Source organism: Citrobacter sp. 50677481, from assembly GCF_001463265.1.
Classification (GTDB): domain Bacteria; phylum Pseudomonadota; class Gammaproteobacteria; order Enterobacterales; family Enterobacteriaceae; genus Citrobacter_A; species Citrobacter_A sedlakii.
The window spans coordinates 59,992-86,392 of the sequence record NZ_LNHZ01000070.1 but is presented as its reverse complement, the minus strand read 5'-3'; the positions used below and the strand labels follow the sequence as shown (position 1 = coordinate 86,392).

23 protein-coding genes and 1 pseudogene are annotated in these 26,401 nt (G+C 55.1%); 14 read left to right on the top strand and 10 right to left on the bottom strand.

What is annotated here, in order from left to right:
* Positions 1–178 precede the first annotated feature (178 nt).
* From APU02_RS20300 to yrbL, 12 genes are all read left to right on the top strand, one after another.
* The gene (locus tag APU02_RS20300) at positions 179–1,156 is read left to right on the top strand and encodes a calcium/sodium antiporter (RefSeq protein ID WP_042291885.1); all 978 of its coding nucleotides are present in this window, start codon (positions 179–181) and stop codon (positions 1,154–1,156) included.
* Between the two features lie 13 nt (positions 1,157–1,169).
* Complete coding sequence (kdsD, locus tag APU02_RS20295) at positions 1,170–2,156, top strand: arabinose-5-phosphate isomerase KdsD (protein WP_042291887.1); 987 nt, start codon at positions 1,170–1,172, stop codon at positions 2,154–2,156.
* Positions 2,157–2,175: 19 nt separating this feature from the next.
* Positions 2,176–2,742, top strand: a complete 567-nt coding sequence (kdsC, locus tag APU02_RS20290) for a 3-deoxy-manno-octulosonate-8-phosphatase KdsC (protein ID WP_042291889.1) — start codon at positions 2,176–2,178, stop codon at positions 2,740–2,742.
* On the top strand, positions 2,739–3,314 hold the full coding sequence (gene lptC / locus APU02_RS20285) for an LPS export ABC transporter periplasmic protein LptC (RefSeq protein ID WP_042291892.1): 576 nt from the start codon (positions 2,739–2,741) through the stop codon (positions 3,312–3,314). Before kdsC ends, lptC begins: the two co-directional genes overlap by 4 nt.
* Positions 3,283–3,837, top strand: coding sequence for a lipopolysaccharide ABC transporter substrate-binding protein LptA (gene lptA / locus APU02_RS20280; protein ID WP_060571060.1), 555 nt, complete (start codon positions 3,283–3,285; stop codon positions 3,835–3,837). The genes lptC and lptA overlap by 32 nt, the downstream gene beginning before the upstream one ends.
* 6 nt (positions 3,838–3,843) lie before the next feature.
* Positions 3,844–4,569, top strand: coding sequence for an LPS export ABC transporter ATP-binding protein (gene lptB, locus APU02_RS20275; RefSeq protein ID WP_003025073.1), 726 nt, complete (start codon positions 3,844–3,846; stop codon positions 4,567–4,569).
* 47 nt (positions 4,570–4,616) lie between these two features.
* Positions 4,617–6,050 carry an RNA polymerase factor sigma-54 gene (rpoN, locus tag APU02_RS20270; protein ID WP_060571059.1) on the top strand — a complete coding sequence of 478 codons (1,434 nt, stop codon included), beginning with the start codon at positions 4,617–4,619 and terminating at the stop codon, positions 6,048–6,050.
* 22 nt (positions 6,051–6,072) lie between these two features.
* On the top strand, positions 6,073–6,360 hold the full coding sequence (gene hpf, locus APU02_RS20265; protein WP_003025078.1) for a ribosome hibernation promoting factor: 288 nt from the start codon (positions 6,073–6,075) through the stop codon (positions 6,358–6,360).
* A gap of 117 nt (positions 6,361–6,477) precedes the next feature.
* Positions 6,478–6,969: a PTS IIA-like nitrogen regulatory protein PtsN gene (gene ptsN / locus APU02_RS20260; protein ID WP_042291903.1), complete on the top strand. Its 492-nt coding sequence runs from the start codon at positions 6,478–6,480 to the stop codon at positions 6,967–6,969.
* Positions 6,970–7,014: 45 nt separating this feature from the next.
* Positions 7,015–7,869: an RNase adapter RapZ gene (rapZ, locus tag APU02_RS20255; protein ID WP_042291907.1), complete on the top strand. Its 855-nt coding sequence runs from the start codon at positions 7,015–7,017 to the stop codon at positions 7,867–7,869.
* The gene (gene npr, locus APU02_RS20250; protein ID WP_042291909.1) at positions 7,866–8,138 is read left to right on the top strand and encodes a PTS phosphocarrier protein NPr; all 273 of its coding nucleotides are present in this window, start codon (positions 7,866–7,868) and stop codon (positions 8,136–8,138) included. Before rapZ ends, npr begins: the two co-directional genes overlap by 4 nt.
* 202 nt (positions 8,139–8,340) lie before the next feature.
* The gene (yrbL, locus tag APU02_RS20245; RefSeq protein WP_042291913.1) at positions 8,341–8,973 is read left to right on the top strand and encodes a PhoP regulatory network protein YrbL; all 633 of its coding nucleotides are present in this window, start codon (positions 8,341–8,343) and stop codon (positions 8,971–8,973) included.
* 5 nt (positions 8,974–8,978) lie between these two features.
* Here the strand turns inward: yrbL and mtgA are convergent, their stop codons facing one another.
* The 4 genes from mtgA to APU02_RS20225 all read right to left on the bottom strand — a co-directional run bounded on the left by mtgA (position 8,979) and on the right by APU02_RS20225 (position 13,940).
* On the bottom strand, positions 8,979–9,698 hold the full coding sequence (mtgA, locus tag APU02_RS20240) for a monofunctional biosynthetic peptidoglycan transglycosylase (protein ID WP_042291915.1): 720 nt from the start codon (positions 9,696–9,698) through the stop codon (positions 8,979–8,981).
* Positions 9,695–10,348 carry an isoprenoid biosynthesis glyoxalase ElbB gene (gene elbB, locus APU02_RS20235; protein ID WP_042291918.1) on the bottom strand — a complete coding sequence of 218 codons (654 nt, stop codon included), beginning with the start codon at positions 10,346–10,348 and terminating at the stop codon, positions 9,695–9,697. The genes mtgA and elbB overlap by 4 nt, the downstream gene beginning before the upstream one ends.
* A gap of 229 nt (positions 10,349–10,577) precedes the next feature.
* Positions 10,578–12,917, bottom strand: coding sequence for an aerobic respiration two-component sensor histidine kinase ArcB (gene arcB / locus APU02_RS20230; protein ID WP_042291921.1), 2,340 nt, complete (start codon positions 12,915–12,917; stop codon positions 10,578–10,580).
* Positions 12,918–13,010: 93 nt separating this feature from the next.
* Positions 13,011–13,940 carry a TIGR01212 family radical SAM protein gene (locus tag APU02_RS20225; RefSeq protein WP_060571058.1) on the bottom strand — a complete coding sequence of 310 codons (930 nt, stop codon included), beginning with the start codon at positions 13,938–13,940 and terminating at the stop codon, positions 13,011–13,013.
* 686 nt (positions 13,941–14,626) lie between these two features.
* On the opposite strand from APU02_RS20225, the gene gltB reads away from it, so the two are divergent.
* Together gltB and gltD are read left to right on the top strand one after the other, a co-directional pair.
* Positions 14,627–19,087, top strand: coding sequence for a glutamate synthase large subunit (gene gltB, locus APU02_RS20220; protein WP_042291926.1), 4,461 nt, complete (start codon positions 14,627–14,629; stop codon positions 19,085–19,087).
* A gap of 12 nt (positions 19,088–19,099) precedes the next feature.
* On the top strand, positions 19,100–20,518 hold the full coding sequence (gltD, locus tag APU02_RS20215; protein WP_060571057.1) for a glutamate synthase subunit GltD: 1,419 nt from the start codon (positions 19,100–19,102) through the stop codon (positions 20,516–20,518).
* Positions 20,519–20,590: 72 nt separating this feature from the next.
* Here gltD and APU02_RS25450 read toward each other — a convergent pair whose 3' ends face one another.
* From APU02_RS25450 to APU02_RS20185, 6 genes and pseudogenes are all read right to left on the bottom strand, one after another.
* Positions 20,591–21,445 (bottom strand): StfH/YfcO family fimbrial adhesin, encoded by an 855-nt coding sequence (locus APU02_RS25450; RefSeq protein WP_072197160.1) that lies wholly within the window; start codon positions 21,443–21,445, stop codon positions 20,591–20,593.
* A 2-nt stretch (positions 21,446–21,447) separates the two neighbouring features.
* Entirely contained in the window at positions 21,448–21,972 is a 525-nt protein-coding gene (locus APU02_RS20205; RefSeq protein WP_060571055.1) for a fimbrial protein, read from the bottom strand.
* Complete coding sequence (locus APU02_RS20200) at positions 21,969–22,436, bottom strand: fimbrial protein (protein WP_060571054.1); 468 nt, start codon at positions 22,434–22,436, stop codon at positions 21,969–21,971. The genes APU02_RS20205 and APU02_RS20200 overlap by 4 nt, the downstream gene beginning before the upstream one ends.
* Complete coding sequence (locus APU02_RS20195) at positions 22,433–22,849, bottom strand: fimbrial protein (RefSeq protein ID WP_060571098.1); 417 nt, start codon at positions 22,847–22,849, stop codon at positions 22,433–22,435. Before APU02_RS20195 ends, APU02_RS20200 begins: the two co-directional genes overlap by 4 nt.
* 104 nt (positions 22,850–22,953) lie before the next feature.
* On the bottom strand, positions 22,954–23,697 hold the full coding sequence (locus APU02_RS20190) for a fimbria/pilus periplasmic chaperone (RefSeq protein WP_060571053.1): 744 nt from the start codon (positions 23,695–23,697) through the stop codon (positions 22,954–22,956).
* An 18-nt stretch (positions 23,698–23,715) separates the two neighbouring features.
* Positions 23,716–26,365 (bottom strand): annotated as a pseudogene (locus APU02_RS20185) (outer membrane usher protein).
* Between the last annotated feature and the right edge of the window lie 36 nt (positions 26,366–26,401).

Here is a 26,401-nt window from a genome sequence, read left to right as displayed (position 1 = left end):
AAAGCATGGCGTTGAATGGCGCCATGAACCCAACATATTTACAGAATATTACCTGCCCTGGTTAGCTAAAGCTGGCATTTGTTTTACTTTTTAGCTGCATAAAGTCAAAATTAAGACTTCGTTACGGTTTCCAGAGGATCCCGGTGACCGGCGAGTATACCTGAAGAAAGGACTTTAGATGCTTTTAGCAACGGCGCTGTTAATTATTGGTTTACTTCTGGTCGTCTACGGCGCCGACCGTCTGGTGTTCGCCGCGTCTATTTTATGCCGAACGTTGGGGGTCCCGCCGCTGATCATCGGCATGACGGTGGTCAGTATCGGCACGTCGTTACCAGAGATCATCGTTTCGCTCGCCGCCTCCCTGCACGGGCAGCTGGATCTCGCCGTTGGCACCGCGATCGGATCCAATATCACCAATATCCTGTTGATCCTGGGGCTTGCCGCGCTGATCCACCCCTTTACCGTGCATTCCGATATTCTGCGTCGCGAATTACCGTTAATGTTGCTGGTCAGCGTAGTGGCCGGTTCCGTACTTTACGACGGTCAGCTAAGCCGTAGCGATGGCATATTTTTGCTGTTGTTAGCGGTGTTATGGCTGCTGTTCATTGTTAAAATCGCCCGTCTGGCCGAACGCCAGGGCAATGACAGCCTCACCCGCGAACAACTGGCGGAGCTACCGCGCGAAGGCGGGCTGCCGGTGGCGTTTTTATGGCTGGGCATCGCGCTTATCATAATGCCGATGGCCACCCGCATGGTGGTTGATAACGCCACCGTTATTGCCAATTACTTTGCGATGAGCGAACTGACCATCGGCCTGACGGTTATCGCTATCGGCACCAGTCTGCCGGAGTTGGCGACCGCGATTGCCGGCGTGCGTAAAGGTGAGAACGATATCGCGGTAGGCAATATTATTGGGGCGAACATTTTTAATCTCGCTCTGGTCCTTGGCCTGCCCGCGCTGCTGACGCCCGGCGAGGTCAACCCGCTGGCGTTTAGCCGCGATTACAGCGTGATGCTACTGGTAAGCGTCATCTTTGCATTACTCTGCTGGCGGCGCCCCCGCCAGTCCGGTCGCGGCGCGGGCGTACTGCTGACCGGCGGTTTTATCATATGGCTGGCGATGTTGTATTGGCTGTCGCCGCTCCTCGTTGGATAACTGGAAACAGATTATGTCGCACTTAGCGTTACAACCGGGTTTTGACTTTCAGCAGGCCGGTAAAGAGGTCCTGGCGATTGAACGTGAAGGCCTGGCGGAGCTTGATCAGTATATCAATCAGGACTTCACCCTCGCCTGTGAGAAGATGTTCAACTGCACTGGCAAAGTGGTAGTCATGGGCATGGGAAAATCGGGGCATATCGGACGCAAAATGGCCGCGACGTTCGCCAGCACCGGCACGTCCTCCTTTTTTGTGCATCCGGGTGAAGCCGCCCATGGCGATCTCGGCATGGTAACCTCGCAGGATGTGGTGATTGCCATCTCCAACTCCGGCGAATCCAGCGAGATTGCCGCGTTAATTCCCGTCCTCAAACGCCTCCAGGTGCAGCTCATCTGTATCACTGGCCGGCCAGAAAGCAGCATGGCGCGTGCCGCGGATGTGCATCTGTGTGTTAAAGTACCGAAAGAGGCCTGCCCATTGGGGCTGGCACCGACCAGCAGCACCACGGCCACATTAGTCATGGGCGATGCGCTGGCGGTGGCATTGTTAAAAGCGCGCGGGTTTACCGCCGAGGATTTCGCGTTGTCTCATCCGGGCGGCGCGCTGGGGCGTAAACTTTTACTGCGCGTTAACGATATTATGCATACCGGGGATGAAATCCCCCATGTACGCAAAGACGCCAGCCTGCGCGAGGCGTTGCTGGAAATCACCCGTAAAAATCTCGGTATGACCGTGATTTGCGACGATGCGATGAAGATCGACGGTATCTTCACCGACGGCGATTTACGTCGCGTCTTTGATATGGGCGTTGACGTACGCCAGTTAGGTATCGCCGACGTGATGACGCCGGGCGGTATCCGCGTGCGTCCCGGGATTCTGGCGGTCGATGCGCTGAACTTAATGCAGTCCCGCCATATCACCTCAGTAATGGTTGCCGATGGCGACCAGTTACTCGGTGTGTTACATATGCATGATCTCCTGCGTGCAGGCGTTGTGTAGCAATTCAAGGATAAAAGAAATGAGTAAAGCAGGTGCGTCGCTTGCGACCTGTTATGGCCCCGTTAGCGCTGAAGTCATCGCCAAAGCAGAGAACATTCGGCTGCTGATTCTTGACGTCGACGGCGTGCTGTCGGATGGGCTGATTTACATGGGTAACAACGGTGAAGAGCTGAAAGCCTTTAACGTACGCGACGGTTACGGCATCCGCTGTGCGCTGACGTCTGATATCGACGTTGCCATTATTACCGGGCGAAAGGCTAAACTGGTAGAAGATCGCTGCGCCACCCTGGGGATCACCCATCTGTATCAGGGCCAGTCTGACAAGCTGCTGGCGTTTCACGATCTGCTGGATAAGCTGGCGATTGCTCCGGAAAACGTGGCGTACGTCGGCGATGACCTGATCGACTGGCCAGTGATGGAAAAAATCGGCCTGAGCGTCGCGGTCGCGGATGCGCATCCGTTACTGATTCCGCGCGCGGATTACGTCACGAAAATCGCTGGCGGACGCGGTGCGGTACGGGAAGTGTGCGATTTACTCCTGCTGGCGCAGGGTAAGCTTGATGAGGCCAAAGGGCAATCGATATGAGTAAAGCCAGACGTTGGGTTATCATTCTACTGTCGTTGGCCGTGCTGGTGCTGATTGGTATTAATCTGGCCGATAAAGACGATACCGCGCAGGTGGTGGTGAACACGAGCGATCCCACTTATAAGAGCGAGCATACCGATACCGTCGTGTACAGCCCGGAAGGCGCGCTGAGCTATCGTTTAATTGCGCAGAACGTTGAGTATTTCTCGGATGAAGCCATTTCGTGGTTTACTCAACCGGTATTAACCACCTTTGATAAGGACAAGGTCCCTACGTGGTCAATCAAGGCGGATAAAGCCAAGCTGACCGACGATCGGATGCTGTATCTGTATGGTCACGTTGAAGTCAACGCGCTGGTGCCTGACGCTCAACTTCGCAAAATTACCACCGATAACGCGCAGATCAACCTCGTGACGCAGGATGTCACGTCTGAGGATCTTGTCACGTTATACGGAACAACATTTAACTCCAGCGGACTGAAAATGCGCGGCAACTTACGCAGCAAGAACGCCGAGCTGATTGAAAAGGTTAGAACCTCCTATGAAATTCAAAACAAACAAACTCAGCCTTAATCTTGTGCTTGCCAGCGCCCTTCTGGCCGCCAGCATTCCAGCGTTCGCCGTCACCGGCGATACCGAGCAGCCGATCCATATCGAGTCGGACCAGCAGTCTCTGGATATGCAAGGTAACGTCGTCACCTTCACCGGCAATGTCGTCGTGACCCAGGGCACCATTAAAATCAACGCCGATAAAGTTGTCGTGACCCGCCCGGGCGGCGAAGAAGGCAAAGAGGTCATTGACGGCTTCGGCAACCCGGCCACTTTCTATCAAATGCAGGACAACGGGAAGCCGGTCAAAGGCCGCGCCTCGAAGATGCACTACGAGCTGGCGAAAGACTTCGTCGTGCTTACCGGCAATGCTTACCTGGAACAGCTCGACAGCAACATCACCGGCGACAAGATTACCTATCTGGTGAAAGAGCAAAAAATGCAGGCGTTCAGCGAGAAAGGCAAGCGCGTGACCACCGTTCTGGTACCGTCCCAGCTACAGGACAAAAATAAAGACCAGGCTCCGGCTCAGAAAAAGAGTAACTAATTCGTTATGGCAACATTAACTGCAAAGAATCTGGCGAAGGCCTACAAAGGCCGCCGCGTCGTGGAAGATGTCAGTCTGACCGTTAACTCAGGCGAAATTGTCGGTCTGCTCGGGCCTAACGGCGCGGGTAAAACCACCACATTCTATATGGTGGTCGGCATTGTGCCGCGCGACGCCGGTAACATCATCATTGATGATGAAGACATCAGTTTGCTGCCGCTGCACGCCCGCGCGCGCCGCGGTATTGGCTATCTGCCGCAGGAAGCATCGATCTTCCGCCGCCTGAGCGTGTTCGATAACCTGATGGCGGTACTGCAAATTCGCGACGATCTTACCAGCGAGCAACGCGAAGATCGCGCCAACGAGCTGATGGAAGAATTTCACATTGAGCACCTGCGCGACAGCATGGGACAGTCGCTTTCCGGGGGCGAACGCCGCCGTGTCGAGATCGCCCGCGCGCTGGCCGCAAACCCGAAATTTATCCTGCTTGATGAACCGTTTGCGGGCGTTGACCCGATCTCCGTCATCGACATCAAACGTATCATTGAGCACCTGCGCGACAGCGGCCTGGGCGTTCTGATCACCGACCATAACGTCCGTGAAACGCTGGCAGTATGTGAACGCGCCTATATCGTCAGCCAGGGACATCTGATCGCCCACGGCACGCCAACGGAAATTCTCCAGGATGAACACGTTAAGCGCGTATACCTTGGGGAAGACTTCAGACTCTGATAGGGTAGAAGTTCGCGACGTTATAGCGGGGGAAAACGACTCTGAACATGAAGCAAGGTTTGCAACTCAGGCTCAGCCAACAATTGGCGATGACGCCGCAACTTCAGCAGGCTATCCGTCTGCTGCAGCTGTCCACGCTGGAACTTCAGCAGGAGCTGCAACAGGCGCTGGAAAGCAATCCGCTGCTTGAGCAAACCGACGTTCATGATGAAGTGGAAACCCGCGAAACGCAGGACAGCGAAACGCTGGACGCCGCCGACGCGCTCGAACAAAAAGAGATGCCGGAAGAGCTGCCGCTCGACGCCAGTTGGGATGAGATCTATACCGCCGGTACGCCATCCGGCACCAGCGGAGATTACATCGACGACGAGCTTCCCGTTTATCAGGGCGAGACCACCCAGTCCCTTCAGGATTACCTGATGTGGCAGGTGGAGCTGACGCCCTTCTCCGATACAGACCGCGCGATAGCCACTTCCATCGTTGATGCCGTGGATGACACCGGGTATCTCACCGTCTCTCTGGAAGACATTCTCGACAGCATGGGCGACGAGGAGGTGGACATTGATGAGGTCGAAGCGGTCCTGAAACGCATCCAGCGCTTTGATCCGGTTGGCGTGGCGGCGAAAGATCTGCGCGACTGTCTGCTAATCCAACTGTCCCAGTTTGATAAGGCCACCCCGTTTCTCGACGAAGCCCGGCTGATCGTCAGCGATCACCTTGATCTGCTGGCGAATCATGACTTCCGCACCCTGATGCGCGTGACGCGCCTGAAAGAAGACGTGCTCAAAGAGGCGGTCAATTTTATCCAGTCGCTCGATCCCAGGCCCGGCCAGTCGATCCAGACCAGTGAACCTGAATACGTCATTCCGGATGTGCTGGTGCGTAAGCACAATGGCCGCTGGACGGTCGAACTGAACGGCGACAGCATCCCCCGGCTACAGATCAATCAGCATTATGCGGCAATGTGTAACGGCGGGCGTAACGATGCCGACAGTCAGTACATTCGCAGCAATTTGCAGGACGCGAAATGGCTCATTAAAAGCCTGGAGAGCCGTAACGATACGCTCCTGCGCGTCAGCCGCTGTATCGTCGAGCAACAGCAGGCCTTCTTTGAGCAGGGCGAAGAATTTATGAAACCGATGGTGCTGGCGGATATCGCCCAGGCCGTCGAAATGCACGAATCAACCATTTCCCGTGTGACCACGCAGAAATACCTGCACAGTCCGCGCGGCATTTTTGAACTGAAGTATTTTTTCTCCAGCCATGTGAACACCGAAGGCGGTGGCGAAGCGTCCTCCACGGCTATCCGCGCGCTGGTGAAAAAGCTGATTGCGGCCGAAAACCCCGCGAAACCGCTGAGCGACAGCAAGTTAACATCTTTGCTGTCGGAACAGGGTATCATGGTGGCGCGCCGCACCGTTGCGAAGTACCGAGAGTCTTTATCCATTCCGCCGTCGAATCAGCGTAAACAGCTGGTTTGACCCAACCGATAAGGAAGACACTATGCAGCTCAACATCACTGGAAACAACGTCGAGATCACTGAAGCCCTGCGCGACTTCGTCAATACCAAGTTCGCGAAGCTCGAACAGTATTTCGACAGAATCAATCAGGTCTACATTGTGTTGAAAGTGGAGAAGGTCACCCACATCTCGGATGCAACCCTGCACGTCAACGGTGGCGAAATTCACGCCAGTGCGGAAGGTCAGGACATGTATGCCGCCATTGACGGCTTAATCGATAAGCTGGCAAGACAGCTGACCAAACATAAAGATAAACTGAAACAACACTAATTGTCCGGGCAGTTAGCGGGTGCAGGACGGCCTGTTGTGTACAACAACGGGCCATTTGTACAGTTAGCGCTCCGAACCTGTTTTCTCATTTGAAGGGGCAGGTTCTTAGGTGAAATTATGATAAATAACGATACAACTCTACAACTGAGCAGTGTACTTAACCAGGAATGTACACGCAGCGGCGTGCATTGCCAGAGCAAAAAACGCGCGCTGGAGATTATCAGTGAACTGGCGGCAAAGCAGCTAAGTTTGCCTCCACAGATCGTTTTTGAAGCGATCCTGACGCGGGAAAAGATGGGCAGTACCGGCATCGGCAACGGCATCGCCATCCCACACGGTAAAGTGGAAGAAGATACCTTGCGGGCCGTAGGCGTGTTTGTGCAACTGGAAACGCCGATTGCTTTCGACGCGATCGATAATCAACCGGTGGATCTGCTCTTTGCCCTGCTGGTGCCCGCGGATCAAACCAAAACGCATCTGCACACGCTGTCTTTAGTCGCCAAGCGTCTGGCGGATAAAACCATTTGTCGCCGGCTTCGCGCTGCGCAAAGCGATGAAGAGCTGTATCAAATCATCACTGACACAGAAGGTCGCCAGGATGATGAGTAAGCGCGTAAAACACTCCCCTTTTGACGTGGTGAGGAGAAACAGTACATGGTACTGATGATCGTCAGCGGTCGTTCAGGGTCAGGTAAATCTGTCGCCCTGCGGGCGCTGGAAGATATGGGTTTTTACTGCGTGGATAACCTTCCCGTGGTGCTGTTGCCCGATCTGGCTCGCACGCTTGCCGAACGCCAGATCTCGGCAGCCGTCAGTATTGACGTGCGCAACATGCCTGAATCCCCGGAGATCTTCGAGCAGGCGATGAACAACCTGCCCGATGCGTTCTCACCGCAGTTGCTGTTCCTTGACGCCGATCGCAACACCCTGATTCGCCGTTACAGCGATACACGTCGTCTGCATCCTCTTTCCAGTAAAAACCTCTCCCTGGAAAGCGCGATCGATCAGGAAAGCGACCTGCTGGAGCCGCTACGCTCCCGCGCCGACCTGATTGTCGATACTTCAGAAATGTCGGTACATGAGCTGGCGGAAATGCTACGCACCCGATTACTGGGGAAACGCGAGCGCGAACTGACGATGGTGTTTGAGTCCTTTGGCTTTAAGCACGGCATCCCGATTGATGCCGACTATGTTTTCGACGTGCGCTTTCTGCCAAACCCGCACTGGGACCCGAAGCTACGCCCCATGACCGGTCTCGACAAACCCGTTGCCGCTTTTCTCGACAGGCACACAGAAGTACACAATTTTATTTACCAGACGCGCAGCTATCTTGAGCTATGGTTACCGATGCTGGAAACCAACAACCGTAGCTATCTGACCGTAGCCATCGGCTGTACCGGCGGGAAGCACCGTTCGGTGTATATTGCAGAACAGCTGGCAGACTACTTCCGCTCGCGCGGTAAAAACGTACAGTCGCGCCATCGTACGCTGGAAAAACGCAAAACATGACCGTGAAGCAAACTGTGGAAGTCACCAACAAGCTGGGCATGCATGCCCGGCCTGCGATGAAGCTTTTCGAATTAATGCAGGGGTTTGACGCCGAAGTTCTGTTACGTAACGATGAAGGCACCGAAGCCGAAGCCAACAGCGTCATTGCGCTGCTGATGCTGGACTCGGCGAAAGGCCGCCAGATTGAAATTGAAGCCTCAGGCCCGCAGGAAGTCGAGGCGCTGGCTGCGGTGATCGCCTTGTTCAATTCAGGATTCGACGAAGACTAAGTCTCCGGTTGACCGCAATTAAGATCTTCACAGAAAACGCCACCCGGCGTTTTTTTTATTCTCACGCTCTCCGTTTGTACATTTTGTGCGCTTTTTTCTCTAAGAATAACCTTAAGAAAACCTTAAGGCCGCTCGTTTAGGTTTCATTTACTTTGGTTGTCCATACTGGATTATTGTCAGTAAATATTTCCAGGATACTCTCATGATTCGTCTATCCGATCAGACACCCCTGGGCACCGGACGACATCGTAAATGTTATGCGCATCCGGATGATGCCCGGCGCTGTATCAAGATTGTCTATAACGGCGGCCACGGCGGCGATAAAGAGACACAGCGCGAACTGAAATACTACGCGCGTCTCTCTCGCTATTTGCAGGACTGGAGCGGGATCCCGCGCTATTACGGCACGGTGGAGACCGACTGCGGTACAGGATATGTATACGATGTGATTGCCGATTACGATGGCAAACCGTCTGTGACGCTCACTGAATTTGCTAAACAGTGTCGTTACGAGGATGACGTTGCCGTTTTGCGTCAATTACTGAAGAAGCTGAAGCGCTATCTGCGTGACAACCATATCGTGACCATGACGCTGAAGCCGCAGAATATCCTCTGCCATCGCATCAGTGAATCCGAGGTGGTGCCCGTCGTGTGCGATAACATTGGTGAAGGAACGCTGATCCCGCTGGCCAGCTGGTCGAAATGGTTTTGCCAGCGCAAACAGGAACGTTTGTGGCAGCGGTTTATTGCCCAACCGGCATTGGCACTGGCGCTGGAAAGAAGCGCGGCGCCAAAAGAGTCCGCAGGTCTGGCGCTCTCTTCCCGCGAGGCTTAAAACGTTTAATACAACGCGTTGCGGGTCATAAACGACTCGCCACCCAACTGCCGCATCTGACGCAGTATCCATGCCTGACGGCTACGGACATACCCGGACGGCGCGGCGGCATTATAGCGCAGCGGATTAGGCAACACAGCCGCGAGCAGCGCCGCTTCCGACTGCGTCAACCGGCTGGCGGGCTTACCGAAATAGCGCTGTGCCGCGGCCTCCACGCCAAATATTCCTTCGCCGAATTCGGCGATATTCAGATACACCGTCAGGATCCGCTTCTTGCTCCAGACGGTCTCGACACCCAGCGTCAGACCCGCCTCCAGACCTTTACGCAGCCAGCTTCGCCCGTCCCATAAAAAGAGATTCTTGACCGTTTGCTGTGACAGCGTAGAGGCGCCGCGTATGCGGTTCTCGTTGCGCTCATTGTGCGACAGCGCTTTTTCAATCGCGGCGACGTCAAACCCCCAGTGCGCCGGGAAGTGCTGATCTTCAGCGGCAATCACCGCCAGCCCCATCCAGGGGGAGATTTCATTCATATTCACCCAGTCGGAATGGGCGACATAGCCGAAATCCCCCTGTAGCCACGCGCTAATCTGGCGCTCCGCCATAACCGCGGAAAACGGCACCGGCGCCACGCTGAACAGCGCAATGCCGCCGCCCCAGAATACCGCGAGCACCAGAATAATGCGCAGAACCAGACGCCGCAGAAACGCGGTGATGCCTTTTTTCATTCCGTCAGAACCAGCACGCGCGACACCAGTTTTTCAATGCCAGACGCTGCCTCGGCGATATTCTGCGCCAGCATATACGCCGGTGTAGTGACAATTTTATGGTCTTCATCGACGACAATATCATCAACCGGGCATGGCACATGCTCTGCGCCCATATCTTCCAGTACTTCTGCGGTATCAATGTCGGTACCAATGGTCAACCGCAGCGGGAAGCCGAAGATTTTCGGCAGCATCGCCGGGGCAATGCACATAAAGCCGAGCGGTTTCCCCGACTGATGCATGGCGACAGCCAGCGCCGCAAGATCTGCGTCAACCTGACATTCACGGCCCTGGCTGGCGAAGGTGCTCAAATTTTTAGCCGCGCCAAAGCCGCCAGGAACGATCAGCGCATCCAGTTCAGCAGAAACGGCTTGCGAAAGCGGGCGTATCTCACCACGCGTAATGCGGGCCGCCTCGATCAGCACATTGCGGGTTTCCGCCATCGACTCTCCCGTCACATGGTTAACCACATCGGCCTGGGGCTTATCCGGCGCAAAGCAAACGGCCTGCGCGCCGCTACGGGCAATCGCCAGCAAAGTCAGCACCGCTTCATGAATTTCCGCACCGTCATAGACGCCGCATCCGCTGAGCACTACGCCAATTTTCTTCATGCAAAATGTCCTTTTCCCTTCGTATGAAGCGCATTAATAATTGTGATTACACTGCCGCGCTTCACACATTTAACTGATTCATGTAACAAAACATTTAAGATTTGCTATCTTATCTGCGTGCGGCCTGAAAATGAGCGCTGCGCCTTTTGAGATAATGAGTATAACTTACGGCGCAGCCACGATTTCCCTGGTGTTGGCGCAGTATTCGCGCACCCCGGTCAAGCCGGGGTCATTTTTTTCCGCCGTTCGCCGCCACCCAGGCTTTCAGCACCGCCACGTCGTGCTGCCACTCCTGCTTCATCTCTTCTATCCATTCGCCGACGTTATCCTCCCAGGCCGGGAGATCCGGAGACTGGATCTGCTGCCCCAACTGTTGCAAATGACGCAGACCGACAGAGCCAGCGGCGCCTTTGATTTTATGTCCTTCTTCCACCACGCCTTTTTTGTCGCGCGCCGTCAGATTGGACTCCAGCACGCTCAAATAGCCCGGCATCATCTTTTCAAACACGGCGAGGCCATCGGTAATCAGCTTCGGCCCCACCAGCTCGATATACTGTTCCAGCATCGGAATATCTAACAGCGCTTGTGATTTACTGCTTTCTTCAGGTGTCACCGTGCTCTCCTCCTCGTTTTGCGTGTCCCAGTACTTCTTGATCATCGCGGTTAATGCCGGAACCGACAGCGGCTTGCTCAACACGTCATCCATTCCGGCATCCAGATACTCTTGTTTATCTTTCAGAACGTTCGCGGTCAGCGCCACCAGCGGCGGCAGATCTTCACGCGAATAGCGTTTGGTCAGCTCACGGGAGATATCAAGACCGGTCATGTCCGGCAGTTGGATGTCAAGCAGCACCAGGTCATACTCGCCCGGCGTGAACATCTCCAGCGCCGCTTTGCCCGTCATTGCCACGTCTACGCTATTACCGAGTTTTTCCAGCACCGAACGCGCCACAATGACATTGAGTTCGATATCTTCCACCAGCAGCACATGCAGCGCCGGCAGCGGCAGATCGTCCTCTTCAAACGCGTCTTCCACTTCTTCCGCGACGGCGGGCGCATGCACGGTCAGCGTAAAGGTGGAACCTTTCCCCGGCTGGCTGGACACGGTGATATCGCCGCCCATGTTCTTCGCCAGACGACGGGAAACCGCCAGACCAATCCCGGTGCCGGTGGCCGGTTTACCGCCGTGGCTGTCTTTCACCTGATAATACATGGCGAAGATTTTATCCTGCTCATCCTGCGGAATACCGATGCCGGAGTCCTGCACCTCAAAATGCAGGATATCGCCTTCGTCATAGCGAACCCGCACCGTCACCTGCCCCTGCTGGGTAAATTTCACCGCGTTGCTGATCAGATTCCACAGAATCTGGCGCAGACGCGTACCGTCGGTCACCACCTTATGCGGCAGCGGCAGCGTCGGCTCCAGCACAAAACGCAGCCCTTTCTGCTGCGCCTGCAGACCGGAGAGGTTTTCCAGGTCGGCCATAAAGCTGGTGAAATCCACCGGCTGATTATCGAGCTGGACTTTTCGCCGCTCCATCTTATCCATGTCAATGATATCGTTGAAAATATTCCCAAGCGTCACGGCGGAAACATGGATCGTTTTCAGGTATTTTTCCTGCTCGGCGGTCAGGTCGGTGTCGAGCAGAATGCGGCTCAGGCCGACGATGCCGTTCAGCGGCGTACGAAGCTCATGGCTAATAGTGGAGATAAAGGTGGTTTTGTCGCGGCTGGCGCGCTCAAGGGCATCCTGGTAACGCTTCCGCTCAGTAATATCACGGCCAAAGCCCATCAGACCGTGGCGTTTACCCACGCGGTCGTAGTACGGCACTTTGCGGATTTCAAAACAGGCTTTCCGTCCGTCCGGGTAGTCCAGCCACTGTTCGTAGGTCAACGACACGTTATGGCGGAACACTTTTTCATCGGTTTCAATGACTTTTTCTGCCGCTTCCGGCGAATAAACATCAGCAGGCTTTAAGTGCACCAATTGCTTTTCACTTTTGCCGGTCAGCAGCTCCATCGCCCGGTTACAGCCGGAAAATTCTTTATCTTCGTTGCGATAAAAAACCAGGTCCGGAGATGCATCAAGGAATGACCGCAGAAAAGAAGACTGTTGCTCAAGCTGAATTTGCGCTTCCTCGCGCTCTTTGATCTCCACTTTCAGCTGTTCAAAGGTCGACTGACGTTCAGCTTCCGCCTTTTCGCGATCGGCGATCTCCTGATTCAACTGCGCGATATTATCTTTTAACTGAACGTTGAGCTTAAGGTCGCGCTCGCGCATCTCCTCCAGCTTTTGCACCAGCCGGGAAAGCCGCTGGCGTGACTCCTCCAGTTGCTCGACCACCACCGACAGAAAATAGACGGCCCAGGGAGTGATTAATAAACCAAAGAAGATGGAGCGGATGACGTCGATCTGTTCGACCCGGCCATGCAGCACCATAGTGACCGCCATCTGCACGACAATTGCCAGCACAACGAGCGCTAACGCCAAAAGCAGCGAAAAGCGCACCAGACCCAATTTCATCATTAGATCAACATAGTACTGCGCCAGCATACGAATTTGCTTCATCAGGAATTTCCTTTACGACAACCTGGCACAATAATACTCAATTCTGGGCGTGACGTTGAAGAATGTGCAAGAAATGCGAGCGCCCGTCATAGATCAGGCGTCGGGCGAAATCCAGGGGCGTCCAAGCGCCGACCCCTGAACGCCGTGTTCGTTAAGATAGCGATCCAACTCGACCATTCCGGTCCAGCGATTTTCACACCACAGTGGCGCCAACAGCGTCGGACGGCGGGCGCTGGCGGAGATACGATGGTAAATCACTTCCGGCGGCGTATGGCGAATCATCTCTCCTGCCGTCAAGGTATAATCGTCCAGCGCAATGCCGGTCAGCCGCCCCGCTTCCCAGGCCTTCGCCATAATGCTACCCGTGACAATATGCAGCGGGTGCAGCTTAATGCCATCCACCCCCGTCTCCACCACCCGCACCAGCGTTTGCAGGCCCTCACGCTGGCCTTCGCCCGGCAAGCCGACGATAAGATGCGCGCACACCTTCAGTCCGCGCTCGCGCGCCAGCCGGGTGGTGCGCTGGTAGCAGGCGAAATCGTGACCCCGATTAATACGATGCAGGGTTTTATCATGCGCGGTCTGTAACCCAAGCTCCAGCCACACTTCGTAGCCCTGGTCTTTATACTCACAGAGCAGATCGAGCACCGCATCCGGCACGCAGTCGGGACGCGTACCGACGCACAGGCCGACCATGTTGGCCTGGCTTATCGCCTGCTGATACATCGCGCGCAACACCTGCACTTCGGCGAAGGTGCTGGTATAAGCCTGGAAATAGGCCAGATAACGTTTGGCGCGATTGACCCGATGCGCCTGATGGGCAAGCTGTTCGGCGATCGATCGATGCTGCTGGGCTTCATCGGCAAAAGAGGCGACGTTACAGAAAGTGCAGCCGCCACGACCGATGGTGCCGTCACGGTTAGGGCAGCTAAACCCGCCGTGCAGCGTCAGTTTATGAACCTTTTGTCCATAACGACGCGAAAGATCCCCACCAAACATATTGACTAATTTCTGTAACTGCATAATCTGATAGACCGCCTCTTAAAAAGAGGCCAAAGCCTGCCATTTTTAGCCCCGTTCGGCGATGACCTGGATCAATCGCCACGGCGGGCTTTTATCAATTACATATCCAGTCAAAATAAACGCTATTTCATTCATAAGCTGTTCAATTATTTTTCCTTATCTCCTTCCATTTTTTTTATCTTCTGACGCCGATTGCGCAAAAACAGTATGATGAATCGCCTTCACAGCGACAACCAGCACAAAACACTGCATCTCACGGGGAATCAAGCTGAGATAAGGGTTAACAGGGGGATATGACAGTGAGACAGATCACACTCTGCATCCCGTATCTCCCACGTTAAAGCAATGTAAAAATGTCAATAATTCCAGTAATTTCATTCTGATACATGCTGCGTAGCACATTTTGGCATAAATAAGCTTGCCATTTGACCTGTGTGTGGATTCCCGATAAGTTGGAAATCCGCTGGAAGCTTTCTGGATGAGCGCTGCGCTCATCATATTTATGCAGTAATTGAGATTCCCTCTGACAGCAAGTCCTCAAACTTGTTTGACCTACGCGATAAGGATAAAGAGGGCGAATGCGAGGTAAGCGTAAGATGCGCAAACCCCGTCGCCATGCTCTTGGTGTGCCCGCGCGCAAACGGTGTCGGAAGGGGATCCCGCAGAGCCTGGGGAGGTTCACTGATATGTTGTACGATAAATCCCTTGAGAAGGATAACTGTGGTTTTGGCCTGATCGCCCACATAGAAGGCGAACCTAGCCACAAGGTAGTGCGTACCGCAATCCACGCACTGGCCCGAATGCAGCACCGTGGCGCGATCCTAGCCGATGGTAAAACCGGCGACGGTTGCGGCTTGCTGTTACAAAAACCGGACCGCTTTTTTCGTATCGTTGCCGAAGAGCGCGGCTGGCGCTTAGCCAAAAACTACGCCGTCGGGATGATCTTTTTAAATAAAGATCCGGATCTGGCCGCCGCCTCTCGCCGTATTGTTGAAGAAGAGCTGCAGCAGGAAACCCTGTCAATTGTCGGCTGGCGTGATGTGCCAACCAACGAAGGCGTTCTCGGTGAAATTGCCCTCTCCTCTCTGCCGCGCATTGAGCAAATTTTTGTCAACGCCCCTGCAGGCTGGCGTCCGCGCGATATGGAACGCCGCCTGTTCATCGCCCGCCGCCGCATTGAAAAGCGCCTCCAGGATGATAAAGACTTCTACGTCTGTAGCCTGTCGAACCTGGTCAACATCTATAAAGGTCTGTGTATGCCGGCGGATCTGCCGCGCTTCTACCTGGACCTGGCGGATTTGCGTCTGGAGTCGGCCATCTGCCTGTTCCATCAGCGCTTCTCCACCAACACCGTACCGCGCTGGCCGCTGGCGCAGCCGTTCCGCTATCTGGCGCATAACGGCGAGATCAACACCATCACCGGTAACCGTCAGTGGGCGCGCGCCCGTACCTATAAATTCCAGACGCCGCTGATCCCGGACCTTCACGACGCCGCGCCGTTTGTTAACGAAACCGGCTCCGACTCCAGCTCCATGGATAACATGCTGGAGCTGCTGTTGGCCGGCGGGATGGACATCGTTCGCGCGATGCGCCTGCTGGTGCCGCCAGCCTGGCAGAACAACCCCGATATGGATCCCGAGCTGCGCGCCTTCTTCGACTTTAACTCCATGCACATGGAGCCCTGGGACGGCCCGGCGGGGATCGTCATGTCCGACGGTCGCTTCGCTGCCTGTAACCTCGATCGTAATGGTCTGCGTCCGGCGCGCTACGTCATCACCAAAGACAAACTGATCACCTGCGCCTCGGAAGTCGGCATCTGGGATTACCAGCCTGACGAAGTGGTGGAAAAAGGCCGCGTTGGGCCTGGCGAACTGATGGTGATCGACACCCGCGGCGGCCGTATTCTGCATTCCGCCGAAACCGACGACGATCTGAAAAGCCGCCACCCGTATAAAGAGTGGATGGAGAAAAACGTTCGCCGCCTGGTACCGTTTGAAGAGCTGGCTGACGATCAGGTGGGAAGCCGCGAACTGGACGACGACGCGCTCGCCAGCTACCAGAAACAATTTAACTACAGCGCGGAAGAGCTGGACTCCGTCATCCGTGTACTGGGCGAAAACGGCCAGGAAGCGGTCGGCTCTATGGGTGATGACACCCCGTTTGCCGTGCTCTCCAGCCAGCCGCGCATTATTTACGACTACTTCCGCCAACAGTTTGCGCAGGTAACCAACCCGCCAATCGATCCGCTGCGCGAAGCTCACGTCATGTCGCTGGCCACCAGCATTGGTCGCGAAATGAACGTCTTCTGCGAAGCGGAAGGCCAGGCGCATCGTCTGAGCTTTAAATCGCCGATCCTGTTGTACTCTGACTTTAAACAGTTGACGACGATGAAAGAGGAACATTATCGCGCCGACTGGCTTGATATCACCTTCGACGCCACGCAGACCACGCTGGAAGAGACCGTGAAAACGCTCTGCGACACCGCCGAACAGATGGTGCGTAATGGTACCGTCCTGCTGGTGCTTTCCGACCGCAACATTGGCAAGAACCGTCTGCCGGTGCCCGCGCCGATGGCCGTGGGCGCGGTACAGACGCGTCTGGTGGAACAAAGCCTGCGCTGCGACGCGAACATCATCGTTGAAACCGCCAGCGCCCGTGACCCGCATCATTTTGCGGTGCTGCTCGGCTTCGGCGCGACCGCCATCTATCCCTATCTGGCATACGAAACGCTGGGCCGTCTGATCGACACCCAGGCGATTGCCAAAGACTACCGCACCGTGATGCTGAACTACCGTAACGGCATCAACAAAGGGCTGTACAAGATCATGTCCAAAATGGGCATATCAACCATCGCCTCTTACCGCTGCTCGAAGCTGTTTGAAGCGGTCGGCCTGCATGACGACGTGGTGAACCTGTGCTTCCAGGGCGTGGTGAGTCGCATCGGCGGGGCGGGCTTCGCCGACTTCCAGCAGGATCTGCTGAATCTCTCCAAACGCGCCTGGCTGGCGCGCAAGCCAATAGCCCAGGGCGGCCTGCTGAAGTACGTGCACGGCGGCGAATACCACGCCTATAACCCGGACGTGGTGCGTACTCTGCAACAGGCGGTACAAAGCGGCGAATACAGCGACTATCAGGAATACGCGAAGCTGGTCAACGAACGTCCCGCCACGACGCTGCGCGATCTGCTGGCTATCACACCGGGTGACGACGCCGTGAGTATTGACGACGTTGAACCGGCCAGCGAACTGTTCAAGCGTTTCGACACGGCGGCAATGTCCATCGGCGCGCTGAGCCCCGAAGCCCACGAAGCGCTGGCGGAAGCCATGAACAGCCTCGGCGGGAACTCCAACTCCGGCGAAGGCGGTGAAGACCCGGCGCGCTACGGCACCAATAAAGTGTCGCGTATCAAGCAGGTGGCATCCGGTCGCTTTGGCGTAACGCCAGCGTATCTGGTCAATGCCGATGTTATCCAGATCAAGGTCGCGCAGGGCGCGAAGCCGGGCGAAGGCGGCCAGTTGCCGGGTGATAAAGTCACCCCATACATCGCCAAACTGCGCTACTCGGTACCGGGCGTGACGCTGATCTCCCCGCCGCCGCACCACGATATTTACTCTATCGAGGATTTAGCGCAGCTGATTTTCGACCTGAAGCAGGTTAACCCGAAAGCGATGATCTCCGTGAAGCTGGTTTCCGAGCCGGGCGTCGGCACCATTGCGACCGGCGTGGCGAAAGCCTATGCCGATCTGATCACCATCGCTGGCTACGACGGTGGTACTGGCGCCAGCCCGCTCTCCTCGGTGAAATACGCGGGTTGTCCGTGGGAACTGGGCCTGGTGGAAACCCAGCAGGCGCTGGTGGCAAACGGTCTGCGTCATAAGATCCGCTTGCAGGTGGACGGTGGCCTGAAAACCGGCGTTGATATTATCAAAGCCGCGATTCTGGGCGCGGAAAGCTTCGGCTTCGGTACCGGCCCGATGGTGGCGTTGGGCTGTAAATACCTGCGTATTTGTCACCTGAATAACTGCGCGACGGGCGTCGCAACGCAGGATGACAAACTGCGTAAGAATCACTATCACGGGCTGCCGTTCAAAGTGACCAACTACTTTGAATTTATCGCCCGTGAAACCCGCGAGCTGATGGCGCAGTTGGGCGTCACCCGCCTGGTGGATCTGATTGGCCGTACCGACCTGCTGAAAGAGCTGGAAGGCTTTACCGCCAAACAGCAGAAACTGGCCCTGTCCCGTCTGCTGGAAACCGCCGAGCCTCATCCAGGCAAAGCGCTGTACTGCACGGAAAACAACCCGCCGTTCGATAACGGCGTGCTGAACGCGCAATTGTTACAACAGGCGAAACCGTACGTTGACGAACGTCAGAGCAAAACCTTCTGGTTTGACATTCGCAATACCGACCGTTCCGTTGGCGCGTCGCTGTCGGGCTATATCGCCCAGACGCATGGCGATCAGGGGCTGGCGTCTGACCCGATCAAAGCGCACTTTAACGGCACCGCGGGCCAGAGCTTCGGCGTCTGGAACGCCGGCGGCGTTGAGTTATACCTGACCGGCGATGCTAACGACTATGTCGGTAAAGGCATGGCGGGGGGGCTGCTGGCGGTACGTCCACCGGTCGGTTCAGCTTTCCGCAGTCATGAGGCGAGCATTATTGGTAACACCTGCCTGTACGGCGCGACCGGCGGTCGCCTGTACGCCGCAGGCCGCGCAGGTGAACGTTTTGCGGTGCGTAACTCCGGGGCAATCACCGTCGTGGAAGGCATTGGCGACAACGGCTGCGAATACATGACCGGCGGTATTGTCTGCATTCTCGGCAAAACCGGCGTGAACTTCGGCGCAGGCATGACGGGCGGTTTTGCTTACGTGCTGGATGAAGACGGTGAGTTCCGCAAACGCGTGAATCCGGAATTAGTGGAAGTGCTGAGCGTTGACGATTTGGCGATTCACGAGGAGCATTTGCGTGGATTGATTACCGAACATGTGCAGCATACCGGATCGCAGCGTGGCGAAGAAATTCTGGCGAACTGGTCAGCTTTTGCCACGAAGTTCGCGCTGGTGAAGCCGAAATCCAGTGATGTGAAAGCCCTGTTGGGTCACCGTAGTCGTAGCGCAGCCGAGCTGCGCGTGCAGGCGCAGTAAGAGGGTCTGGTCATGAGTCAAAACGTATATCAATTTATCGACCTGCAGCGCGTTGATCCGCCGAAGAAGCCGCTGAAAATTCGCAAAATCGAGTTCGTCGAAATCTACGAGCCGTTTTCTGAAGGTCAGGCCAAAGCACAGGCAGACCGCTGCCTGTCCTGCGGCAACCCGTACTGCGAGTGGAAGTGTCCGGTACATAACTACATCCCGAACTGGCTGAAACTGGCCAACGAAGGGCGTATTTTCGAGGCCGCCGAGCTGTCTCACCAGACCAACACCCTGCCGGAAGTGTGCGGTCGCGTCTGCCCTCAGGATCGCCTGTGCGAAGGATCCTGTACGCTGAACGACGAGTTTGGCGCGGTGACTATCGGCAATATCGAGCGCTATATCAACGACAAAGCGTTCGAGATGGGCTGGCGTCCGGATATGACCGGGGTACGTCAGACCGACAAACGCGTGGCGATTATCGGCGCCGGTCCTGCCGGGCTGGCCTGCGCCGACGTGCTGACCCGCAACGGCGTAAAGGCGGTGGTCTTTGATCGTCATCCGGAAATCGGCGGCCTGCTGACCTTCGGCATCCCGGCGTTTAAGCTGGAAAAAGAGGTGATGACCCGTCGCCGCGAAATCTTCACCGGCATGGGCATTGAGTTCAAACTCAACGTGGAAGTGGGTCGTGACATACAGCTCGACGACCTGCTGAAGGATTACGATGCGGTATTCCTCGGCGTCGGCACTTATCAGTCCATGCGCGGCGGGCTGGAAAACGAAGACGCCGATGGCGTGTTTGACGCGCTGCCGTTCCTGATCGCCAACACCAGGCAGATCATGGGCTTTGGCGAAACCACCGACGCGCCGTTCATCAGTATGGAAGGCAAGCGCGTGGTCGTGCTGGGCGGTGGCGATACGGCGATGGACTGTGTGCGTACCTCTGTTCGTCAGGGCGCGACGCACGTCACCTGCGCCTATCGCCGCGACGAAGAAAACATGCCGGGTTCAAAACGCGAAGTGAAAAACGCGCGTGAAGAAGGCGTCGAGTTTCAGTTCAACGTGCAGCCGCTGGGTATTGAAGTCAACGCTAACGGCAAGGTGTGCGGCGTGAAAATGGCGCGCACCGAAATGGGCGCGCCGGATGCGAAAGGCCGTCGTCGCGCGGAGATCGTCGCCGGTTCAGAACACGTGGTCCCGGCTGACGCCGTCGTGATGGCGTTTGGTTTCCGTCCGCACAGCATGGAATGGTTGAAAGCGCACAGCGTCGAGCTGGACTCACAGGGCCGTATTATCGCTCCGGAAAGCAGCGATAACGCGTTCCAGACCAGCAATCCGAAAATCTTCGCCGGTGGCGACATCGTACGCGGTTCAGATCTGGTGGTCACCGCCATTGCCGAAGGCCGTAAAGCGGCTGACGGGATCATGAACTACCTGGAGGTTTAAACACCACCGCCCCCATCCGGAAGATAAGTCAGGGATGGGGGCTATCTGCAAGCCTGTACAGCGAAAAACGTCTTATAGCTGTTCAAGAATATACTGGAAATTACAGGTTGCTTTTACCATTCCCGTGCCTATATTTTTGGTGTTCACCGAAACAGTAATATCGTGCAAGGCTTTATCTGTTAGCGCAAAGGGCGAGGCTCTGCTTTGGACATGATTGTCATCGCATCCCAGTACACTCAACGTCACTCCAGTCCCCACAAAACGGCAGTACGCGCCGCGCGAATCATACTTGCTTTTATCGCATAGCGAACCGCTCTCCATTAAATAGGTTTGCAGCGAGGAGGTCACCGTCCCGCCTGTAGCATCAACAGCGAGAACGGTCTCGTGCTTTACGATGTTGGGATCCCAGGAAATATCAAATGTGTCCACCGGTACCGTCGGGCATACCGAGTCGCGGGTCACTGGCCCCGTATAAAAGTTGCCATTCGCTCGCATTGTCGATGTCGCCGATATTGTCGCTATCCATGGACAGCCAAAGTTATCCGATTCAACCTCAACGCTGACGACGAGTTGACCACATTGCCATTTAGAGGTATCTATGCCGGGACAGTTTGAGTTCGATGCCGATGCAAAATCGACTATCGTCAGGATGGGCGCCTTTCCCGTGCCCGACCAGGATGTTGCCGCAATGACCGAGCCTTTATGTGACACATAGGGAATTTGATAAGCCCCATAGGCAACCCCCTGAGGTGTGGCAACAGTAACATTTAGCGTCGTCGGTCCACTATTGATTGTCCGATTACGCCCGTAGTAGACCGTTTCACTATTAAATTTTGAGTTCGCCAACTTATCCCCGGCCGCAGTCGCGGAAGCGGAAAATAAGGGTAAGCAAAGAAAAAATACGCTGATGCAGATAAATTGTTTCATCGTTATAAGTACTCAAAAGCAACGAGAGTTGTCGCACTGAAGGTTCCCGGCGTTATCTCCTGGCCTTCCACCGCCTGAATCCAGGCATTAAAATTCAATGTATTCAGCCCATCGCTCAGCATAAATTCATTTCCTGAAGCGCCGTTGATCTTCACCTGTGCGCCGTCTTCAGTCTCAATGCCGATGCCAATGCCGCTGGCGTCGGCGCCCCCTTCCAGCGCCAGAAAGCCGCTCATGCCGCTGACTTCCATTCCGGAAAAACGCACGGAAACAGACTTGCTTGTCACCGTATTGCAGTCTTTAAGCTGTAAGCTGAATGCGACAGGCTTCGATCTCCCGCGGGTAGCCAGCTCTGGCGCGCTCAATGAGGGAAAAAGGACTTCTGTGAGCGTATTGCCATTGACCACCAGCGAGCAGGGCGATGACAGCAACCGACCGGTAAAATGAATTTTCGTCTCTGCGTTCACCGTCTGTCCCAACATTCCCCACAGCGCCAGCAAGCAGAGCGCATCTTTCACGACGCTCATTGATACTCCACCTTTATCGTTGCCCATGCCTCAAAGGAACCGTCCTTTAAGCTTGCCCCGCTCTTTTTCACCGGCACCGCTTCCAGCAACGGGAAAGTCAGTTCCTCAACCGACAGCACATCATTAATGGGGAAGGGTTTACCATTCTGTTTGATTTCGACACCCAGACCATCAACATCTGTTTCAATTGCCGCAGGATTAAAATCGCTGATCGCCCCACCGATGGTTAACGTCATTTGGTGGTTCCTGCCGGGATAGTTGCAATAAACATAAAGTCCAATCAGCGTCGTATAGTTGACGCCATCGATCTTCTCAATGGCGACATCACCGAAGCCGATCTCTATTGTCTCTTCATTGTTAACGGTGCATGTGGGTGGCGCGATCAGCGTCCCGCTGAATTGCAGATTTTCCGCCGCCGACAGCGTAAAGCTGCTTAGCAGGAAGCCCAGGAGAATTTTTTTCATTGATAATCCACCACTAACGTTGCGGCCGCGCTGAATTCCTGTGCCTGAAGTTCGCTACCGCTCGCCTTAACCAACGCGGCCTCCAGCGGTATGCCGGACGTAGAAGCGTAGGTAAAATTCAGCCAGTTGCTGTTATCAAGGGGGACCAGCGTTCCGTCGCTGGCCGTCTGGATACGAATACCCAGCCCGCTGGCGCTGGTCTTTAACACCGACTCACCGTTTATCGTCACGGGTGCGCCCTGGATCTGCAATTTCAGGTAATCGGATACCCTTCCGTTACAGTTCAATGAGTACTTAACCGGCTGGATATACTCCGCCTTCCCCACTTCGGTCGTCAGCACGTCGCCAAACGTAACCGACCCGCCCGTGACGGTGCAGGGCGGAGCCGCGTTCACCAGCACGATCAATTTCATATTGACCGTTTTACTTTTCGCATTAACCGGGGCTATTCCTGCGCAAATGAATAACGTTAACGCCGCCGCCCCTATACGCGCCACGTTCTTCCTGCTGAAGACACTCACGATTTTCTGCTCTTCTCTTTATTGACTGTGCATTTCTCTGCTGAGCAGTTAAAAATCAGCGGCAAGCGAGCGCCATAATCATTCACGTAAGTAAGTACCGGCGTGTTACCCAATTCGGCGATACCGGCGACCATCATCTGGCTGGTCTGCGGCGCAATCACCATTGGCGTAAACCCTTTCGCCGTCTCGCCGTCCACATCGCGACTGGCATCGCTCACTATGACGTAATAACCCGTGGTGTTATTCACCTGATACTGACCCCCTTTTTTCTCCAGCACCACGTCATACTGCCAGGGATTCATGGGATCGACTTTCGCTAGCGACACGGGGCGATAGAACAGCTTGATCCGCGTTTGCAGCGCAATTTGCAGCGTGTTGGGCGCATCGCTTTTGGGCGGGATCTCACGTACGTTGTAGAAAAATAAGCTTTCTCTGTCCTGGGGCAGCGCAGCTAAACCCGGCATTCCCTGAATCCTGGCCTGGCCGATACTTTTCGCTTCAATGCGCTGCACCGGCGGTACAACGGTCAGCGGCGAGCTGATCCGCACGCCCTTTTCGTCTTCGATCCACGACTGAGCAAGGTAAGGCATTTTCTCGCTGGCATTTTTTAAATCCACACTTATGGATTTATCATCCCCTTTGAATACCAGTCGCGTGCGGTCCGGGGATACGGCCGCCTGCGCCGCGCCGATTGTGCCCATTGCGCAGCTCACCAACACGGTCAGAAGATGTCCTTTCATAAAATAAATCCTTTGTGATCAGTTTCGGGTTAAAAGCGCTTCCGGTTTTACGGAAGGCGCTAACCGGGTTTTCTGCTGTGTCATCGGGAGAACAGGTCGAGAGCCGGCTCTTTCATGACAGCCCCTCGCTCCGGCAGGGAAGCAGCAGCCCGCTGTATAACGCTTTCGGCAACGGCATCGGCAGCACGATTTCACATTGTGGCAGTCCGTCCCAGATAACCTGCATCCGCTCTGCCGCATTGACGCCAATCAAATAGACGCTGCCGTCGCCGTCAACAATGCCCACCTGCTGGAGATGCTCGTTGCGAACCTCTGCGCCAAAAGGGGGATAATCACCGTTCTGCAACCTGATAACCGCCATCGCTTTTTCGCCGCTGATCACGTCCATATGACGGTAGCCTATTGCCCCTTCGGTTAGCGTCGCCTGCGCTACCGAATTAATCACTTCGGCATTTTCGGGTAATTCCGTCAGATCGATACGGATTTGATTGCGGTAGTAATCGTTGACATCGGTGAGCACCGCTTTACCAAAACCATTGGTGTACACCGGCGTATCGTAGCCACTGACCGGAATATCCGCCTGACTGTCAACGTTAACCAATAATCGGGTACCGCCATTCACGCCAGTACGGTGAAATGCGCCTCCGTACGGCGTTAACGTTGCTCCTCCCTGTAAGGAGAGCCCGCCGGAAAGGTATTCCCCTTCCTGATAATTCACGCTGGCATCCACATCGGCAAAATTAGCGGCATAGCGATAGTAGCCGTCCATCGTCGCACCGTCGTTGCTGTGACCGGCGTTGATTTGGACGTTATTACGATCGTCGATACGCTCGTAATACCCCACCTGATTGCTGTTATTGCCGTCGCTGAAGGAGCCGTTATAACTTAGCGTACGGTCGCTTCCCCAGGGGACGCTCAGCGAGACGAAAACCCCATCGTCGGTATCAGTGTCATAGTCGTTGCGATAACCATTGATCGATAAGCTGACATTGCGCATGTCGCCAACGTTGAAATAGTGGGAAACCGTCAGGTTATAGCTGTCTTCGTCCGGTCGGTTCCAGTAGGTCCGGTGAGTAAAATTCAGATAGGCGTTGACGTTAATCTCGGCAAAGTTCTGACTGTACGTCAGCGTATACATCTCTTTATCATGGCCGCTGCGCACCCGATCCTCATCCGCATACTGAGCATCCAGATAGTCATCCATCGTCATATAGTTCTCTTCCGAGAAACGAAAACCCGCGAAGGTCAGACGACTTTTCAACGCGTCAAAATCTTTAGCATAGCTGGCCCGAAAGGCGTTCCCGTGGATGATTCCCTCGCCATAAACGCTGCCTTCAGGCATACGCGCTCGCGAATGGGTCAGGTCGATCGACAGCGCCCCCAGAACCGCCATATCCCGCCCGACGCCGATCGCCAGCGCCTGGTAATCTTTTTCGCCAATCCCGCCGCTGTACAATGACCAGCCGTTCGCCACCCCCCAGGACGCCTCCCCGACGCTGAACAGCGAACCCTGCAAATGACGGTCCCAGTCCTGCGGGCGGCCGATCGCCACTTTATAACGCACCTGTCCAGGTCGTGTCAGATAAGGGACAGACGCGGTGCTGACGTCATACTCCTGCACCTGACCGTTCTGTTCTTCAATACGTACGTGAAGGTCGCCGGAGACGGCCTCGTTGAGATCCTGAATGCGAAACGGACCCGCCGGTACCTGCGTTTCATGGATCACCCGTCCTTGCTGAGTAACGGTGACCCTGGCGTGCGTTCGGGCGACGCCGGAAATATCCGGCGCGTAGCCTCGCAGATTCGGCGGCAGCATCTGATCGTCGGTATTCAGACTGCCACCGATATAACGAAAGCTGTCAAAGATATCTGACGTTAGCGAATCTTCGCCAAATTTCAGCTGCGCCCCCAGGGACGGAATAGCACGATAGGCGTAATAGCGGCTCCAGTCCCAGTTACGGTCAGAATGAGCAGAAACGTCGTCATTTTCACGATCGTCCGCATCCTGATGCCAGTAATTGGCCTGCCAGTCGGCGCGCAAACGCCACGACCCCAGGTTTGCCCCCAGCGTACCATTCCCGCTGACGTCATATTCGTCACCTTTTGTATGCTCAGGGTGCTGCCACTGGCTATTAATATTGTAGTCGATGAATATTCCGGGAATACCTTCATCCCAGCGCGATGGCGGGTCCCAGTCTTTATCTGAATATTGGAGATAGGCTTGCGGGATTATAACAACCAGAGTCGACTTACTTAAATCCGTTTGAAATTCGACGCCATCGAGTTGATTAGGCATCAGGCAGCCGCCTGAATTTATCCAGCGTAATTTGTTGAGAACATCTGTTTTTAATCCAAATTGCGCAATCAATTCAGGGGGTAAACAGGGAAAAGTAACCGTGTTATCAGCCTGCGCTGTTATATAATTTACGATGCGTTCCTGGGCAATCTGGCTCTGATTTACCATCACCTGTAATGTGTATTTGCCCGGCATGACGTACCCTTTGCGGGAAAAGCGGTTGAGATCGAATTTCGAACCATCCTTAACGTCGAGAAACTGAGTATTAAACTGAATAGCATCTTCGGCGAAGCTATTTCCCAGATCGCCAATTAACGCCATACCGACGAGAAACGTTAGCGCATGCGAGCGAAATGATGAATAACGGCTCATCAGATATCTATCCCTGATAATTTAATGATAGCAAGC